The following is a 14,850-nucleotide window of genomic DNA, read 5'->3' as shown; positions in this document are numbered from 1 at the left end:
ATCGATTGGGTGCCAGTGCCTTAATGCAAGGTCTGGCTGATGGTTATTTCATTCTGCCGGCGACAGTCTCGGATTATCTGGCTCGACAAACGCCATTAGCAGATAAAGATTACCCCGAGGTTCAGCAAGCAATAAATTATTCTCAAGCCCGTCTGGATCGTTTACTTAATGCACCTGAACCGAAACATACCCCTGATCATTTTCATCGTCGGTTAGGCAAGATTTTGTGGGATCACTGCGGCATGGCACGGAATGAATTTGCCTTGAAACAGGCTATTGTGGAGATACAGCAACTTCGAGAACAATTCTGGCGAGAAATTAAAATCAGCGGTGGTGACAAACAACTGAACCAAACGCTGGAAAGAGCCGGTCGGGTCGCTGATTTTATGGAACTCGGTGAATTAATGTGCATTGATGCTCTGAGTCGTGAAGAATCCTGTGGCTGTCATGCCCGGGTAGAACATCTGACTTCTCATGGTGAAGTCCAAAGGCACGATAACGAATTTGGTTTTGTTTCGGCATGGCAGTACACAGGTAATGTAATCCAGCCGAAACTGGTTAAAGAGCCATTACATTTTGACTTTGTAAGTCCTGGGATTCGGAATTACCAATGAAATTTATCCTGCATATCTGGCGTCAGGCCAATCCCCAAGACAATGGTTTTTTTGAAAAACATGAATTGGAAGTGGAGGCTGAATCTTCCTTTCTGGAAATGCTTGATGCGCTTAATGAGCGATTAATCGGACTTGGTAAAGAAGCAATTGTTTTTGACCATGATTGTCGGGAAGGCATTTGCGGCAGTTGCAGCCTGGTGATCAATGGCGAACCCCATGGCAGACATCAGGCAACGACCACCTGCCAACAATATATGCGTGACTATCAGGATCAAAATGAATTATGGATTGAGCCCTGGCGCGCAACTGCATTTCCGGTCATTAAGGACTTGATGGTGGATCGCAGTGCCTTTGATCGTATTATTCAAGCGGGCGGATATATTCCTGTCAGAACCGGCGCTGCTCCGGAAGCCAACACGATGCCAGTGGCTAAAACAGTAGCGGATAAAGCCTTTGATGCGGCGACCTGCATCGGCTGTGGTGCATGTGTTGCGGTATGTCCAAATGCCTCGGCAACTTTATTTATTGCTGCAAAAGTCAGCCATTTAAGCAGTCTGCCACAAGGACAACTGGATAATAAACGTCCGGCCAAAATGTTGGCGAAAATGGAAGCCGAGGGGTTTGGCAGTTGCAGTAATTACCGTGAGTGCGAACGCGTTTGCCCCAAGCAGATTCGTACCGATACCATAGTGAAGATGAATAAACTTTTATACCACCGCTGAATGTCATCAAGCGTGATAACGAAATACTCCTAAAACCTGCCCCTTTGGCGGGGCTTATGCATTAATATACTGCGCGTTAAATTTCTCTCGGAGTCCTAGATGGAAGAAGATCTGATCAGCAAACTTGATTCGATTACTGAAAAACGACGAGTCGTTTTGCTGTTTTCAGCAGCCGATGAAGCGGCGGTGCAAGAGAATATCTTGCCAAAGTTACCAGAACAGCAGTGGGATATTCGTCTCAACAGCTTTGAGTCTGGGCGAGAATATCAATTTGAAGCAGACCAGTTAGTTATCAGCTATCTGAACGATGAATGTTTGCGGGATTTGATGTTACAAGCTCGGGAGCAGGAATGGACGATTGGTCTGTTGCCTCATCCACAAATGAAACATGCACGTTATGGCTTTGGTATCGCGGCCAATTTTGAAGATGCGCTAAGCGACATCATGAACAATGAAGCATCTCAACTTGATTTAATGTTATGCAATGAGCGGCCAGTTTTTAACTCAGTTATTGTGGGACAGACGTTTACCTTAGTCCCAGGCGAAGCCATGGTGGAGCCTTTCTGGGCGAGAGTAAGACGTTTCTGGCGTTTGATGCGAAGTCTGAAAGAGGTGCGATTTACGCCTTTTACGATTACTACTCAGAAAGAAAAAGTGATCGAAACCGCTGCGTTTGGTGTAGTGGCCGTTGAGCATGGAAGGAGTTCGGTTTTATCCCGGCGGTTTATGCCTGATTCGAATGCCAATGATGGCATGATGCACGCCCTCGTACTGGCACCACGAAGTGTGTTTGAAATGCTCAGATTTTTGTTTGCCTCCTTATTCATGCGCAATATCTGGAGTCGCAATAATCCGCCCTTTGTCGGTTTTATTAAAAGCAGTCAACTCAAACTGGAAACCAACAAGGCGGTCAAATATAGCCATGACGAAATGGTTTCCGAGGCGCAGCAGCTCGATTTTAAAGTCGAGCGCCGAATTATTCGCTTGATTCCAGGACGTTTGCTCGCACTGGCCGATAGCGGCGCCGAGCAGAAAGAAATTGTCCGCACTCAGGCTTTGCCTCTGGGAAAAGCAAGAAGTGAGCTGATCAGTTATCCGCTACCTTGGATGCATCATGCTGCCCCTGAGGAGTTTAAAGATCTCTTCATGATGATGCGGGAGAGTGCTCGGGCGACCCCTGCCTATTTAACACTGATGGTGTTATCTACATTACTGGCGGCATTTGGTTTGTTTGCCAACTCTATCCCCGTGGTGATCGGTGCAATGATTTTGGCCCCCTTAATGGGACCAATCATTTCCATGTCACTCGGCACCTTGCGTCAGGATGAGTCACTGATGCTGGAAAGTGGAAAAAGTATCGCCATAGGCACTGGACTTGCCTTGCTCTGTGCCACATTGATTGCCTGGTTTATCCCATTGAATAATATTAATACGGAAATTGCAGCTCGAATTAGTCCCACTCTATTGGACCTTGGTGTAGCGGTGGTTTCGGGAATTGCCGGTGCTTATGCGCATGCCCGGATTGAAGTGGCTAAAAGTCTTGCTGGCGTGGCGATTGCAGTTGCTTTGGTGCCACCATTAGCTGTTGCAGGTATTGGCCTTGGCTGGCTCGATTTTACCGTGTTTTTTGGTGCATTTCTGTTATATCTCACCAACTTGGTGGGAATTATTCTTGCCGCGTTAATTACCTTTATGATTCTTGGCTATAGTCCATTTCATCGAGCGAAACGTGGATTGATGTTGACCTTAATCATGGTCGCGATTTTGGCTATTCCGTTGGCTATTGGTTTTGATCGGATGGTTGCCGAAAATAACGTATTGCGACAGTTGGACGGTCAGGAAATCGCCGGTGTTAAGCTTGTGGATGTGAATGTCAGACCCCGGGAACCGATGATTATCAGTCTCACCATGGTTTCAAAAAAAGCGGTGGATGATGCAGTAATGGATCAAGTAAAGCAGGAAATTGAGCGACGTTTAAATCAGCCAGTTGTGCTTGAAATTGCAGTTAGAGTGGTGCGTTAACTGATAGCCCAGACACAGTGGTCTGTGTCCGGGCTTTGTTTTTCAAGGCTTACGAAACCGTAAGGTCATGCGGTCACTTTCACCAATTGCCTGATACTTTGCTTTGTCAGTTACATTATCAACTCGCAGAGTAGGGGGTAATGTCCAGACGCCGTTTGGATGATCTGCAGTATCCGAAGGATTGGCATTAATTTCAGATTTTTCTTCCAGTACAAAGCCCGCATTTTCAGCCAGTGAAATGACATATTCTTCAGTCAGGTAACCACTGGTTTTCATCACGGCCAGTGATGTGCCCGGTTTGGCACGATGATCGGTAACTCCCAGAATCCCACCAGATTTCAGCGCAGTGAAAATGGCCGAAAAAGCTTCTTCAGCAAAGGCATCTTGAACCCAGTTATGGACGTTTCTGAAAGTCAAAACGGCATCCAGACTTTCCGGTTCAGCAAATTGTCCCTCACTTTCCGGACCAAATTCTGTAACGACAACTTCGTCATATAACTCTGGAGCGCTTTTCAGCCAGGTGTTATATTCCTGACGAAGTGTTTGTCTATAGTTAGATTGTGTATTCGCGGGAAATCCTGCTGCGATGAGTTGGCCTTTGCCATGTTTTAACCATGGTGCCAGAATCTCGGTATACCAGCCACGCCCGGGCCAGATTTCAGCGACGCGCATATCAGCCGTAATACCAAAGAACATCAAAGTTGCCGACGGATTGCGGAACATATCACGTTGTGTATTTGTTTCTGAACGTTGGGGATTGTTCACAGCGTTTTGCAAAGAGTCATCTGCTGATGCCAATTGACTAATAGGCAGGAGCGAGGCGAGTAATATTGTGGAAAAAATTCGTTGTATAGACATACTGACTTTCCTGTTTAAATCGAAGTTAATACATTACTGATTGACTGCGTGATACGCTCAAGGTTGCTGGAAATAACAATCAATGCTTTCCGGCCTAAATTTGTCTTCTGGACACTTAGCAGGTAGTTTGAAAGGGAATGCCCTATGCAGCACACCGATATCCTTTATCTGCCTGTCGCAAGTGTGTCCAGAGAAAACTCATTGTGATTAAGATATAAATAACTATGTCAGATAACAAAGAAAAACTAAAAATTGCCTTGTTAAATATTCATGGTCTGATTCGCGGGCATGATCTTGAACTGGGACGCGATGCAGATACCGGTGGTCAGACACTTTATGTCCTGGAGCTAGCCCAGGCTTTATCAGAGCAGGAAAGAGTCGGCGAAGTATTACTGATTACACGACGTGTCGTCGATAACGAAATATCGCCTGATTATGCGCAGCCTGTTGAACAGCTCAACGATAAGTTACAAATCATCAGAATTGATGCCGGTCCTGAAGTATATCTGGCAAAAGAACATATTTGGGAACATCTCGATACCTTTGCCGATAATCTGGTGGATTTTTTCCGCAGACAGGCTTTTTTACCAGATATTTTGCATAGTCATTACGCTGATGCAGGTCTTGTGGCATCACATATCGCCAATCAATTAGGGATTCCTCTGGTTCATACTGGTCATTCACTGGGACGGGTCAAACGCAGAAGACTGCTTGCCAGCGGTGTTGACATGGAACAACTGGAACAGCAGTACAAAATGAATCAACGGATCGAGGCGGAAGAAATCACACTGGCCACAGCAGAGCGGGTGATTACCAGTACGCATCAGGAAATTGAGGAACAATACGAGCTTTACGATCATTATCAACCCGCACAAATGCGTATTGTGCCGCCCGGGACCAATGTGCAGCAATTTACCCCGCCAAAGGGAGATGAACTGCAAAGTGACTTGTTTCATCGTATTACCCAGCATCTGGATGTACCTGATAAGCCAATGATTCTGGCTTTGTCGAGGCCAGATAAACGTAAAAACATCGTCAGTTTGATTGAGGCTTATGGTCAATCTGAGATATTACAGGAACGTGCCAACATATTGATCATCGCGGGTAACCGAGATGATATTGATGACCTGGAGCGGGGTGCACAGGAGGTCTTTCATGAACTGCTGGTTGCGATTGATCGTTATGATTTATACGGAAAAGTCACCATTCCCAAACATCATCGGCGGGATGAGGTGCCCTTGATTTATCGTATTGCAGCTGCTACCCGAGGCGTTTTTGTTAACCCTGCACTGACTGAACCTTTTGGGCTGACATTAATCGAAGCTGCTGCCAGTGGTTTGCCAATAGTTGCCACGGAGGATGGTGGACCCAGAGATATTATGGCGAACTGTCTAAATGGTGAATTGATTGATCCACTGGAAATTTCCAGTATCAGTTTGGCCATTGAAAAACTGGTTCAGGATGAAGTTTATTGGCACCGTTGTCAGCAAAATGGTCTTAAAGGTGTGGCTGAACATTATTCCTGGGAAGCTCATGCAACACGCTATCTGGAAATCATTGAACCGATAGCGGCCCGTACCGAAAAACTGTTACGTCTTCCTGTAGAACGGCGCGAGACAGGACGAGATGAGAGAGCATTGGTGACTGATCTGGATTTGAATCTGGTTGGCGATGATGAATCATTGCAGACATTGGTCAATCTGTTGCGCGAACATCGCAAGAGTACCAAGTTTGTTATCGCTACCGGTCGACGACTTGATCAAGCATTAAAATTAATGAAAAAGCATCGTATTCCAGAGCCGGATATTCTGATCACCAGCAGTGGTAGCGAAATCTACTACGCCCCTAAATTGACGCCGGATACGGCATGGACCAAACACATAGATCATTTATGGTTACCACACCGGGTAACAAAATTACTTGATGAAATCCCCGGTCTGGAGCGCCAGCCAAAATCTGAGCAAAGTCAGTTCAAGCTGAGCTATTACATCAACCCGGAGCAGGTTGATGTGGAAGATATCAAATCATTGCTGCACCGAGAGGAGTTGTCCGTCCATGTTCAATTGGCATTTGGCCAATACCTGGATATTTTGCCGCTGAGAGCTTCAAAAGGCATGGCATTGAGATTTGTTGCCGATCGTTGGCACATGCCGCTAGAGCGCATTTGTGTCGCTGGAGGTAGCGGCGCAGATGAAGATATGATGCGGGGGAATACGCTGGCGGTAGTTGTTGCAAACCGACATCACGAGGAACTGTCACAGCTGGAAGATTTCTCACATATTTATTTCGCCAGTAAACCATTTGCTGCAGGAATTATGGAAGCAATTGAGTATTACAATTTTTTTCAAATCACTTCTGAGCAAGCCACAGGTTCAAGCTAAATGAGTATAAAACTATTACTCTGTACTGACATGGATCGCACCGTGATCCCTAATGGAATGCAAGCTGAGCATCCAGATGCACGCCGGCGTTTTCGAAAGTTTTGCCAGTCGGAGAATGTGTGTCTGGTGTATGTCACTGGCCGACATCGGCAACTGGTTGAAAAGGCCATCCGCACCTATAGCCTGCCTCAGCCAGATTACATTATCAGTGATGTAGGCACCAAGATATTTCAATTCAAGGAAAAACGTTGGCAAGAAGTACAAAGCTGGTGTGATGAGATTGATCAAGACTGGAATGGAAAATCTCATACCGATCTCAAAGCCTTGTTAAATGATATTAAAGATCTCCAATTGCAGGAGTTCAGCAAACAAAATACCCACAAGCTCAGTTTTTATTTACCTCTTTATCTCAATAAAGATTTGGTGATTAAGGAAGTACAGCAACGTTTGCAAAAAGTAGGTGTGAACGCCTCGGTGATGTGGAGCATTGATGAGCTGACCAATGTCGGTTTATTGGATGTATTACCGGAACATGCCACAAAACTGCATGCAATTGAATTTTTACAGGGCCGGCTTGGTTACACAGACAATGAAGTGGTGTTTGCCGGTGATAGTGGCAATGATATGCCGGTACTGGCCAGTCCGATTCAATCTGTAGTGGTGAATAATGCCTCCGATGAAATTAAAGCAATGGCACAGCAACTGGTTGTGGAAAATGGTCATCCACAATCACTCTACATTGCGATTAATCCAGGCCCATTGGGAATGAACGGTAATTATAGTGCCGGTGTTTTACAGGGCGTCTGGCATTATGCCGAAGGGTTTAGACCGCAACTAGAAGCGAGAGATAATTCATGAGTCAGCAACCCGCATTAGCCATTTTTGGTGAAGTATTATTTGATTGCTTTCCCGATGAGAGTAAAAAGCTTGGTGGTGCACCGTTTAATGTCGCCTGGCATTTACAGGCATTTGGTGATGACCCTCTATTTATCTCCAGAGTAGGAGATGATGCGTCCGGTGAAAAAATACGCCAGGCAATGCAACAATGGCAGTTTTCTATGACGGGGCTGCAAACCGATAAAACGCACAGTACGGGTGAAGTTAAAGTTACGCTGCAGGGTGGTGAACCCAGTTATGAAATCACGGCTGACAAAGCCTATGACTTTATTAGCACCGCAGAATTACCGACATTGCGCAACGATGCGGTGCTTTACCATGGTTCACTGGCATTAAGAAATTCAGTTTCAAAAGCGGCGTTTGAATCGCTAACAAGACCAAAATCCATCTCGGTTTTTATGGATGTGAATTTACGAACTCCCTGGTGGAGTAAGGAAGAGATTTATCGATGTCTGGAACGGGCCAGATGGTGCAAACTAAATCAAAATGAATTAGTGGAGCTAGGTTTCAACTCTGCTGATTTACAGCAAGATATGACACGGATGCAAACGCATTTTCAACTAGAGCAACTTATTGTCACCCGGGGAGAAGAGGGTGCCATTGTACGTTGTAATGATGGAACCTTTTACGAGCAAAAATGTGTGGCTGTTGACACCTTAATGGATTCGGTGGGAGCCGGTGATGCTTTTACTGCTATGTATATTCACGGTTTGCTGGCCGACTGGCCGGTGCAGAAGATTCTATTAAAAGCCCAGCAGTTTGCCAGTCAGGTGATAGGATTGCGAGGAGCAATCAGCGAAGATCCGGCTTTTTATGCTGAGTATACATAACGTCATAGCATTACCCGTCTCAATTAATCAGGAAATAACATGTACGAACAGCAATCTCACTCTCTTCTGAATGCCATCCTCAATCAGATTGAACCTGAGTTTGCCAAAAAAGATTTGCGTTATTTTTATACCCGTCTTGGCGCTAACTTTTATGCAATTCACTCGTTATTTGAAAGGCTTTATGGCAAACGTCCGGATTTTGCTGAACAAGCCCAAAGACTGGTGGAAACGCTGGCCAGACAATATGTTGATCGTTCAGACGAGTTACGTACCAAAGATATAGAGCGGGAACAGGATTACAACTGGTTTCTCAGTCAAAAGTGGGTTGGCATGGCCTTGTATTGCAATGGTTTTGCAAAAGACTTGCAAGGCATGCGTGAGCATCTGCATTACTTTCAGGATCTGGGGATTAACCTGGTGCATGTCATGCCGATCATGAAGTGCCCGGAAGGAAAAAGTGATGGTGGTTATGCGGTCAGCAATTTTCGTGAAATTGATCCGCGTGCTGGTGATTTAAATGATCTGCGTGCGCTTGCTACAGACTTACGCCAGCGCGATATGTTGCTGGTCATGGACGTTGTATTAAACCACACCTCTGATCAACATGAATGGGCGCAAAAAGCCCGTGATGGGTATTCGCCTTATCGAGATTACTTTTACACCTTCGAAAACCGTCATGTACCGGATATGTTTGAGCAAAGCATGCCGGAAGTGTTTCCGGAAACAGCCCCGGGTAACTTTACCTGGAACAAGGAAATGCAGCGCTGGGTTATGACGGTTTTTAATGAATATCAATGGGACTTGAACTACAGCAATCCCACGGTATTTATCGAAATGCTCGATATTATTTTATTCTGGGCAAATCAAGGTGCCGATATTGTGCGCTTGGATGCAGTCGCTTTTCTGTGGAAAAAAATTGGCAGTACCTGTCAAAACGAACGTGAAGCTCATTTGATTTTGCAGCTAATGAAAGACTGCTGCCAGGTCACTGCACCTGGTGTGTTGTTTATTGCCGAAGCGATTGTCGCACCAGTAGAAGTAACTAAATATTTTGGAGAAGATGCGGTCATTGCCAAGGAATGTGAAATTGCCTATAACGCCACCTTTATGGCCTTGTTATGGGATGCTGTCGCCACAAAAAATGCCCGATTATTAAATCAGGGTATTAAAAGTCTGCCAGTGAAACTGGAGCGTGCGACCTGGCTGAACTACATTCGTTGCCATGATGATATTGGTCTGGGGTTTGATGATAAGGACATAGCGCTGGCAGGCTATGAGCCGCGAGACCATAGACGGTTTTTGATTGACTATTTCACCGGACAGTTTGCTGATTCACACGCAAGAGGTGTGCCATTCGGTCAGAATGATAAAACCGGTGATGCACGTATTTCCGGTTCTCTGGCATCGCTGGTGGGCTTACAGTATGCAATTGATATCGGCGATGAAAAAGCGATTGATGATGCGATACGTATTATCGTCCTGTTACATAGCCTTATCCTCTCTTTCGGTGGTCTGCCATTGTTGTATTACGGGGATGAAATAGGCACCACTAATGATGAAAGCTATCGCGATGATCCGGTCAAAATGGATGATTCGCGTTGGGTGCATCGCCCCTTTATCGACTGGAAAAAAGCAGAAAAACGTAATGTGCCGGGCACAGTGGAATATCAAATCTTTAATCAGTTAAAAACACTGATTGCAGTGCATAAAGAACTGGATGCATTTGCCGATTTTAATAACCGTGATCTGGTGGATGTGGATAACCCGCATCTGTTTGTGTTTGAACGTTACCATCTGCAAAAACCGGCAGACAGAGTATTAGTTATTGCCAATTTTGATCATAAACCACAGCGGCTGGACTTGGATCAACTCCCCAGATGGTCTCAAACCTACCAAGGCCAACTGGTTGATGCAGTTACCGGGCAGAGTCCGGAAAAATTCAATAATACGGTAGTCATTCCACATTTTGGTTTTTACTGGTTAACCGAAATCTAATCAGTGGTTAAAGCGGACAGTTATCGTCCGGACAAGCCCTGTGCTTGTATAAACGGGCAATTGGATGGCGTAATCGGGCAAAAACCAGATAACCAAAATCGGCAAACCAGCGAATCACAGGCCAGCGTAAGACCTGCAGCAAACGATGATGATCGACCAGCGCCCAGGCTTTGGCTGTCACGTCGAGTCCGGTGATAATCTGTCCATTGGCTAACTGGCCGTGCAAGCGTTTATCAGCCGCTACGATATCGATGTAAGGATAACGATATACAAAATCAGTGGCGTGAATATCTTCAAAATGGAGTTGTTGTTTGCTATCCAGCTTTTTTAGTAACGTAATTTCTTGAGTGCATAAAGGGCAATTGCCATCGAAAAAAACGGTTAACTTATGCATTCTGGACTCTTAATCAGAAGTGGACCCACAATCTGACTTTTTGCCGTCAGTTTAGTTCTGTTGCAACGAACCTAATATCAAGCCAGACAGTCTGTGAACTGAGAGCCTTTTGACCCCATCGGAGATTCATCCCACATGACCACAGGATTGTTTTGGTTTACCCATGATTTACGACTGCACGATCAGCCGGCATTATGGGAAATGCAATCTGTAGATAAACTTATCTGTGTGTTTTGTGTGGATCCCCAATGGTTCAGGCCCAATGGCTTGAATGCCAAAGCTATGGGAGAGCGGCGATTTCAGTTTTTAATGGATTCCTTATCCGATCTGCAACAGCAACTCCAGCAAATGGGCCAGGTATTAATTATCAGGCAGCAAACGCCGCATCAGGCATTAGCAGAGTTAATCAACAAATATCATGTTGATATTATTGCCCGTAGCCAACATGTGGGCATTTATGAAAATCGTCATTGGGCGTTATTACAACGGCATTTTCCAGAGCGGAAATTTGTAACGCAAGCATCTCATACCTTATTTGTTGCTGAGGATTTGCCTTTTCGAATTGCTGAGTTGCCCAACTCCTTTACCCAATTTCGTAAGCAGGTTGAATTACTTGATGTGGCAAGGCCCATGCTGCCGCCACAGCAATTGCCTCCGCCACCGGGCCCAATAGCGTTAGAGGTGCTTTCAAAAACCGTTGATTTGAAGTCTGCTTTTACCGGTGGTGAAAGTGCCGCTTTGAAACACACCAAAGAATATTTCGCTACTGATTTGCCTGCCAATTATAAAAATGTCAGAAATGAACTGGATGGCTGGACAAACTCCACCAAATTTTCCCCCTGGTTGGCATTAGGCTGTCTTTCGGTGAGACATTTGGTTGCCAGATTGAAAAGTTATGAACAACTTAAAGGCAGCAACGATTCGACCTACTGGATTTATTTTGAATTGTTATGGCGTGAATACTTTCAATGGTATGCCCATCGTTATGGTGCCAGGTTATATCGGTTTGATGGAATTAAAAATACCAACAGCCGCCGTTGTTATTACCCTGAGCGTTATCAGAAGTGGTGTCATGGAAACACACCTTCACCACTGGTTAATGCCTGCATGAAGCAGCTCAATAAAACCGGTTATATGTCCAACCGGGGGCGTCAAATTGTGGCCAGTTATTTTGTTTATGATTTAAAGCTGGATTGGCGATTTGGTGCAGCTTATTTTGAACAGCAATTGATTGACTATGACGTCGCCGCCAACTGGGGAAACTGGCAGTATATTGCGGGAGTAGGAGCGGACCCTCGGGGAGGCCGGCAATTTAATATTGAAAAACAAACCCGGCAATATGACCCTGATGGTGACTTTATCAGACGTTGGCAGGGTGATATCAATCTTATTCCACTGGATTCAGTCGATGCTGCCGACTGGCCCATTATGCCTCCACCCAAACAATGATGCGTCAGGTCATTAATGTTGTCTGGTTTAAACGCGATTTACGTTTATCAGACCATGCTGCGTTGACTGCTGCCTGTGAGCAGCCTCTGCCAATTTTGATGCTTTATATCGTTGAGCCGTCTCTGGTAAAAGATCAGCATTACAGTTTGCGTCATTGGCGGTTCGTCTGGCAGTCGTTACAACAATTGAATCAGCAATTATCGCCACACAAGGGCAAAGTGCTGGTGATTGAAGGTGAAGCTGTAGACGTCTTTGAGCAAATACAGCAACAGTATCAGATTGACACGATTTTCAGTCATCAGGAAATCGGACTGAATATCACATTTGCACGCGATAAAACCCTTCATAAAACGTTTAAACAGCAGCACATTATCTGGACTGAATTTCCACATGGCGGGGTGATTCGCGCAGCAAATACTCGTGAAGATTGGGATAAGCATTGGCAACAGGTTATGCGAGAACCAATACTCGAAAGCCAATGGCAACAGTCAGAGTTTATTACTGATCTACACCAAGTCGATTTCACGCCGCCAGTGGAATGGCAGCAAAGCGACATACTTTTTCAATATGGCGGCGAGTTAACGGCGCAAAATGTGTTAGCAGATTTCTTTGCCCAGCGAGGCAAACTCTATAATCGACATATTTCCAGTCCGGATCTGAGTCGTCAGTCCTGTTCCCGTATGTCGCCTTATCTTGCATGGGGTAATATCAGTCTGAGACAGGTCTATCAACAGCTATTAGCCCACTGGAATGATATAGGATGGCGCAGAGCATTGACTGCCTTCGCGTCAAGACTGCACTGGCATTGCCATTTTATGCAGAAATTTGAAAGTGAAACGGAAATGGAGTTTCGTGCAGTCAATCGGGGTTATCAAGACTTTCCCTGGCGCGAAGATAAACAGGCGGAATTTGATTTGCTGGCCTGGCAACGGGGAAGAACCGGATTTCCATTAGTGGATGCCAGTATGCGCTGTTTGATTGCGACCGGTTATATCAATTTTCGGATGCGCGCCATGCTGGTCAGTTTCCTTTGTCACCAGTTACATATCGATTGGCGACGCGGAGCCCACTATTTAGCGCAATTATTTCTGGATTTTGAACCCGGGATTCATTATCCGCAATTACAGATGCAGGCAGGTGTTACGGGAACAAACACAATCCGAATATATAATCCTACCAAGCAGGCGGAAGAGCAGGATAGTGAAGGCAAATTTATACGTGAATGGCTACCCGAGTTGAGCGAATTAGCGGATGAGATTATCCATCGGCCATGGGAAATCACACCGATGGAATCCATCATGCTCAATTTTGAATTGGGCCACGATTATCCTTATCCAATTGTGGATATTAAAACGGCTTCAAAGTATAGTCGCGACCTTTTATGGTCATGGCGCGAACGCAATGATGTAAAAAATGAAAATCAACGTATATTAAGTCGACATGTGAGATTAACCAGTCGATAAAACGATACAAATTGTCATGATGACGATTCAACCCTGATAATAAGTACAGAAATTCAACAATACCTAGATGGAGAACTTATGACCCTTGCCTTTGCTGCGGTGATATTTGGTTTAATTTTATTAGTGTGGAGCGCTGATCGTTTTATTGATGGTGCAGCTGTTTCAGCACGTTACTTTGGTATGCCGCCTTTATTGATTGGTATGGTCATTGTGGGTTTTGGCACATCAGCGCCTGAAATGGTGGTTTCTGCACTCGCTGCAACACAGGGTAATCCTGGTCTGGCACTGGGCAATGCCTATGGTTCTAACATCACAAACATAGCGTTAATACTTGGTTTAACCGCTGTACTCAGTCCAATTGCAGTGCATTCGCAGGTTTTGCGTAAAGAATTGCCGATTTTAATTGCGGTGACTGCGTTGGCCGCCTGGCAATTAGCTGATGGTTCATTATCACGACTCGATGCAGGCATATTGATTCTGGTGTTTTTTGTATTGATGGGCTGGACAATTTATCAGGGCATGCAAAAAACGCCCGATGCTTTTGGTACTGAAATGGAAGCTGAATTGAATGCAGAGTCAATGAGTTTGAAAAAAGCCTTGATATGGCTGTTTGTGGGTTTGCTTTTGTTGATTATCAGTTCACGCATCCTGGTCTGGGGCGCGGTAGAAATTGCTGTCGTATTTGGTGTCAGCGACTTGATTATTGGTTTGACTATCGTGGCTATCGGTACCTCATTGCCTGAATTGGCTTCCTCATTAATAGCAGTGAAAAAAGGGGAGCATGATATTGCGCTGGGGAATGTTATTGGTTCCAATTTATTTAATACCTTGGCGGTCGTAGGCATCGCGGGATTAATAAATCCTTTTGCCATACCTGCAGAAATATTGACGCGTGACATTGCGGTTATGGCCGGCCTGACTCTAGCTATATTTATTTTTGGTTTTGGATTACGTAGCAAGCAAGGTCGGATCAATCGAGTGGAAGGCGGCTGTTTGATGCTGGTGTTTGTTGCTTACACTGCTTATCTGATCAGCACGATTGTGGCTTAACCAGCACCATTCCCTGAGCACTATTTTCCTGACTGATAAAGGATAAACCGGACCATTCTTTATCAGTCAGTTTCTGGATTAAATACTGGTTTTATATCACCGGGTGCTGTAAGTCTGGCTTATCAGCATTTTAATATAAAGTGAGACTTTGATATCTGAATCAGCGTTTTTTTTT

General features: G+C 45.1%; 11 protein-coding genes and 1 pseudogene. 10 read left to right on the top strand and 2 right to left on the bottom strand.

Annotated features, from left to right (window positions below):
- From LGT40_RS01885 to LGT40_RS01875, 3 genes and pseudogenes are all read left to right on the top strand, one after another.
- Nucleotides 1-614, top strand: a pseudogene (locus LGT40_RS01885) (fumarate reductase/succinate dehydrogenase flavoprotein subunit); the annotation flags it as partial.
- Nucleotides 611-1,336, top strand: coding sequence for a succinate dehydrogenase/fumarate reductase iron-sulfur subunit (locus LGT40_RS01880; protein WP_226070560.1), 726 nt, complete (start codon nt 611-613; stop codon nt 1,334-1,336). The pseudogene LGT40_RS01885 and the gene LGT40_RS01880, both read left to right, overlap by 4 nt.
- A 99-nt stretch (nt 1,337-1,435) precedes the next feature.
- The gene (locus tag LGT40_RS01875; RefSeq protein WP_226070559.1) at nt 1,436-3,358 is read left to right on the top strand and encodes a TIGR00341 family protein; all 1,923 of its coding nucleotides are present in this window, start codon (nt 1,436-1,438) and stop codon (nt 3,356-3,358) included.
- Nucleotides 3,359-3,400: 42 nt separating this feature from the next.
- Here LGT40_RS01875 and LGT40_RS01870 read toward each other — a convergent pair whose 3' ends face one another.
- Nucleotides 3,401-4,216, bottom strand: a complete 816-nt coding sequence (locus LGT40_RS01870; RefSeq protein ID WP_226070558.1) for a class I SAM-dependent methyltransferase — start codon at nt 4,214-4,216, stop codon at nt 3,401-3,403.
- A 224-nt stretch (nt 4,217-4,440) separates the two neighbouring features.
- On the opposite strand from LGT40_RS01870, the gene LGT40_RS01865 reads away from it, so the two are divergent.
- The 4 genes from LGT40_RS01865 to LGT40_RS01850 are packed head-to-tail and all read left to right on the top strand — an operon-like array spanning nt 4,441 to nt 10,319.
- Nucleotides 4,441-6,597 (top strand): HAD-IIB family hydrolase, encoded by a 2,157-nt coding sequence (locus LGT40_RS01865; RefSeq protein WP_226070557.1) that lies wholly within the window; start codon nt 4,441-4,443, stop codon nt 6,595-6,597.
- Complete coding sequence (locus LGT40_RS01860) at nt 6,598-7,455, top strand: HAD-IIB family hydrolase (RefSeq protein WP_226070555.1); 858 nt, start codon at nt 6,598-6,600, stop codon at nt 7,453-7,455. It begins immediately after the preceding gene.
- The gene (locus LGT40_RS01855) at nt 7,452-8,324 is read left to right on the top strand and encodes a carbohydrate kinase family protein (RefSeq protein ID WP_226070553.1); all 873 of its coding nucleotides are present in this window, start codon (nt 7,452-7,454) and stop codon (nt 8,322-8,324) included. Before LGT40_RS01860 ends, LGT40_RS01855 begins: the two co-directional genes overlap by 4 nt.
- 39 nt (nt 8,325-8,363) lie before the next feature.
- Nucleotides 8,364-10,319 carry an amylosucrase gene (locus LGT40_RS01850; RefSeq protein WP_226070551.1) on the top strand — a complete coding sequence of 652 codons (1,956 nt, stop codon included), beginning with the start codon at nt 8,364-8,366 and terminating at the stop codon, nt 10,317-10,319.
- 7 nt (nt 10,320-10,326) lie between these two features.
- On the opposite strand, the gene LGT40_RS01845 is transcribed toward LGT40_RS01850, so the two are convergent.
- The gene (locus tag LGT40_RS01845) at nt 10,327-10,713 is read right to left on the bottom strand and encodes a thiol-disulfide oxidoreductase DCC family protein (protein WP_226070549.1); all 387 of its coding nucleotides are present in this window, start codon (nt 10,711-10,713) and stop codon (nt 10,327-10,329) included.
- A gap of 135 nt (nt 10,714-10,848) precedes the next feature.
- Here LGT40_RS01845 and LGT40_RS01840 point away from each other — a divergent pair, with 135 nt between their 5' ends.
- The 3 genes from LGT40_RS01840 to LGT40_RS01830 all read left to right on the top strand — a co-directional run bounded on the left by LGT40_RS01840 (nt 10,849) and on the right by LGT40_RS01830 (nt 14,675).
- Nucleotides 10,849-12,162, top strand: coding sequence for a DASH family cryptochrome (locus tag LGT40_RS01840; RefSeq protein WP_226070547.1), 1,314 nt, complete (start codon nt 10,849-10,851; stop codon nt 12,160-12,162).
- Complete coding sequence (locus tag LGT40_RS01835) at nt 12,159-13,625, top strand: cryptochrome/deoxyribodipyrimidine photo-lyase family protein (RefSeq protein WP_226070545.1); 1,467 nt, start codon at nt 12,159-12,161, stop codon at nt 13,623-13,625. Before LGT40_RS01840 ends, LGT40_RS01835 begins: the two co-directional genes overlap by 4 nt.
- A gap of 78 nt (nt 13,626-13,703) precedes the next feature.
- Complete coding sequence (locus LGT40_RS01830; protein WP_226070543.1) at nt 13,704-14,675, top strand: calcium/sodium antiporter; 972 nt, start codon at nt 13,704-13,706, stop codon at nt 14,673-14,675.
- Nucleotides 14,676-14,850 lie beyond the last annotated feature (175 nt).

This window comes from Methylophaga pinxianii (genome assembly GCF_020447225.1).
GTDB classification, from domain to species: Bacteria; Pseudomonadota; Gammaproteobacteria; order Nitrosococcales; family Methylophagaceae; genus Methylophaga; species Methylophaga pinxianii.
This window is presented reverse-complemented; position numbering and strand designations above follow the sequence as displayed.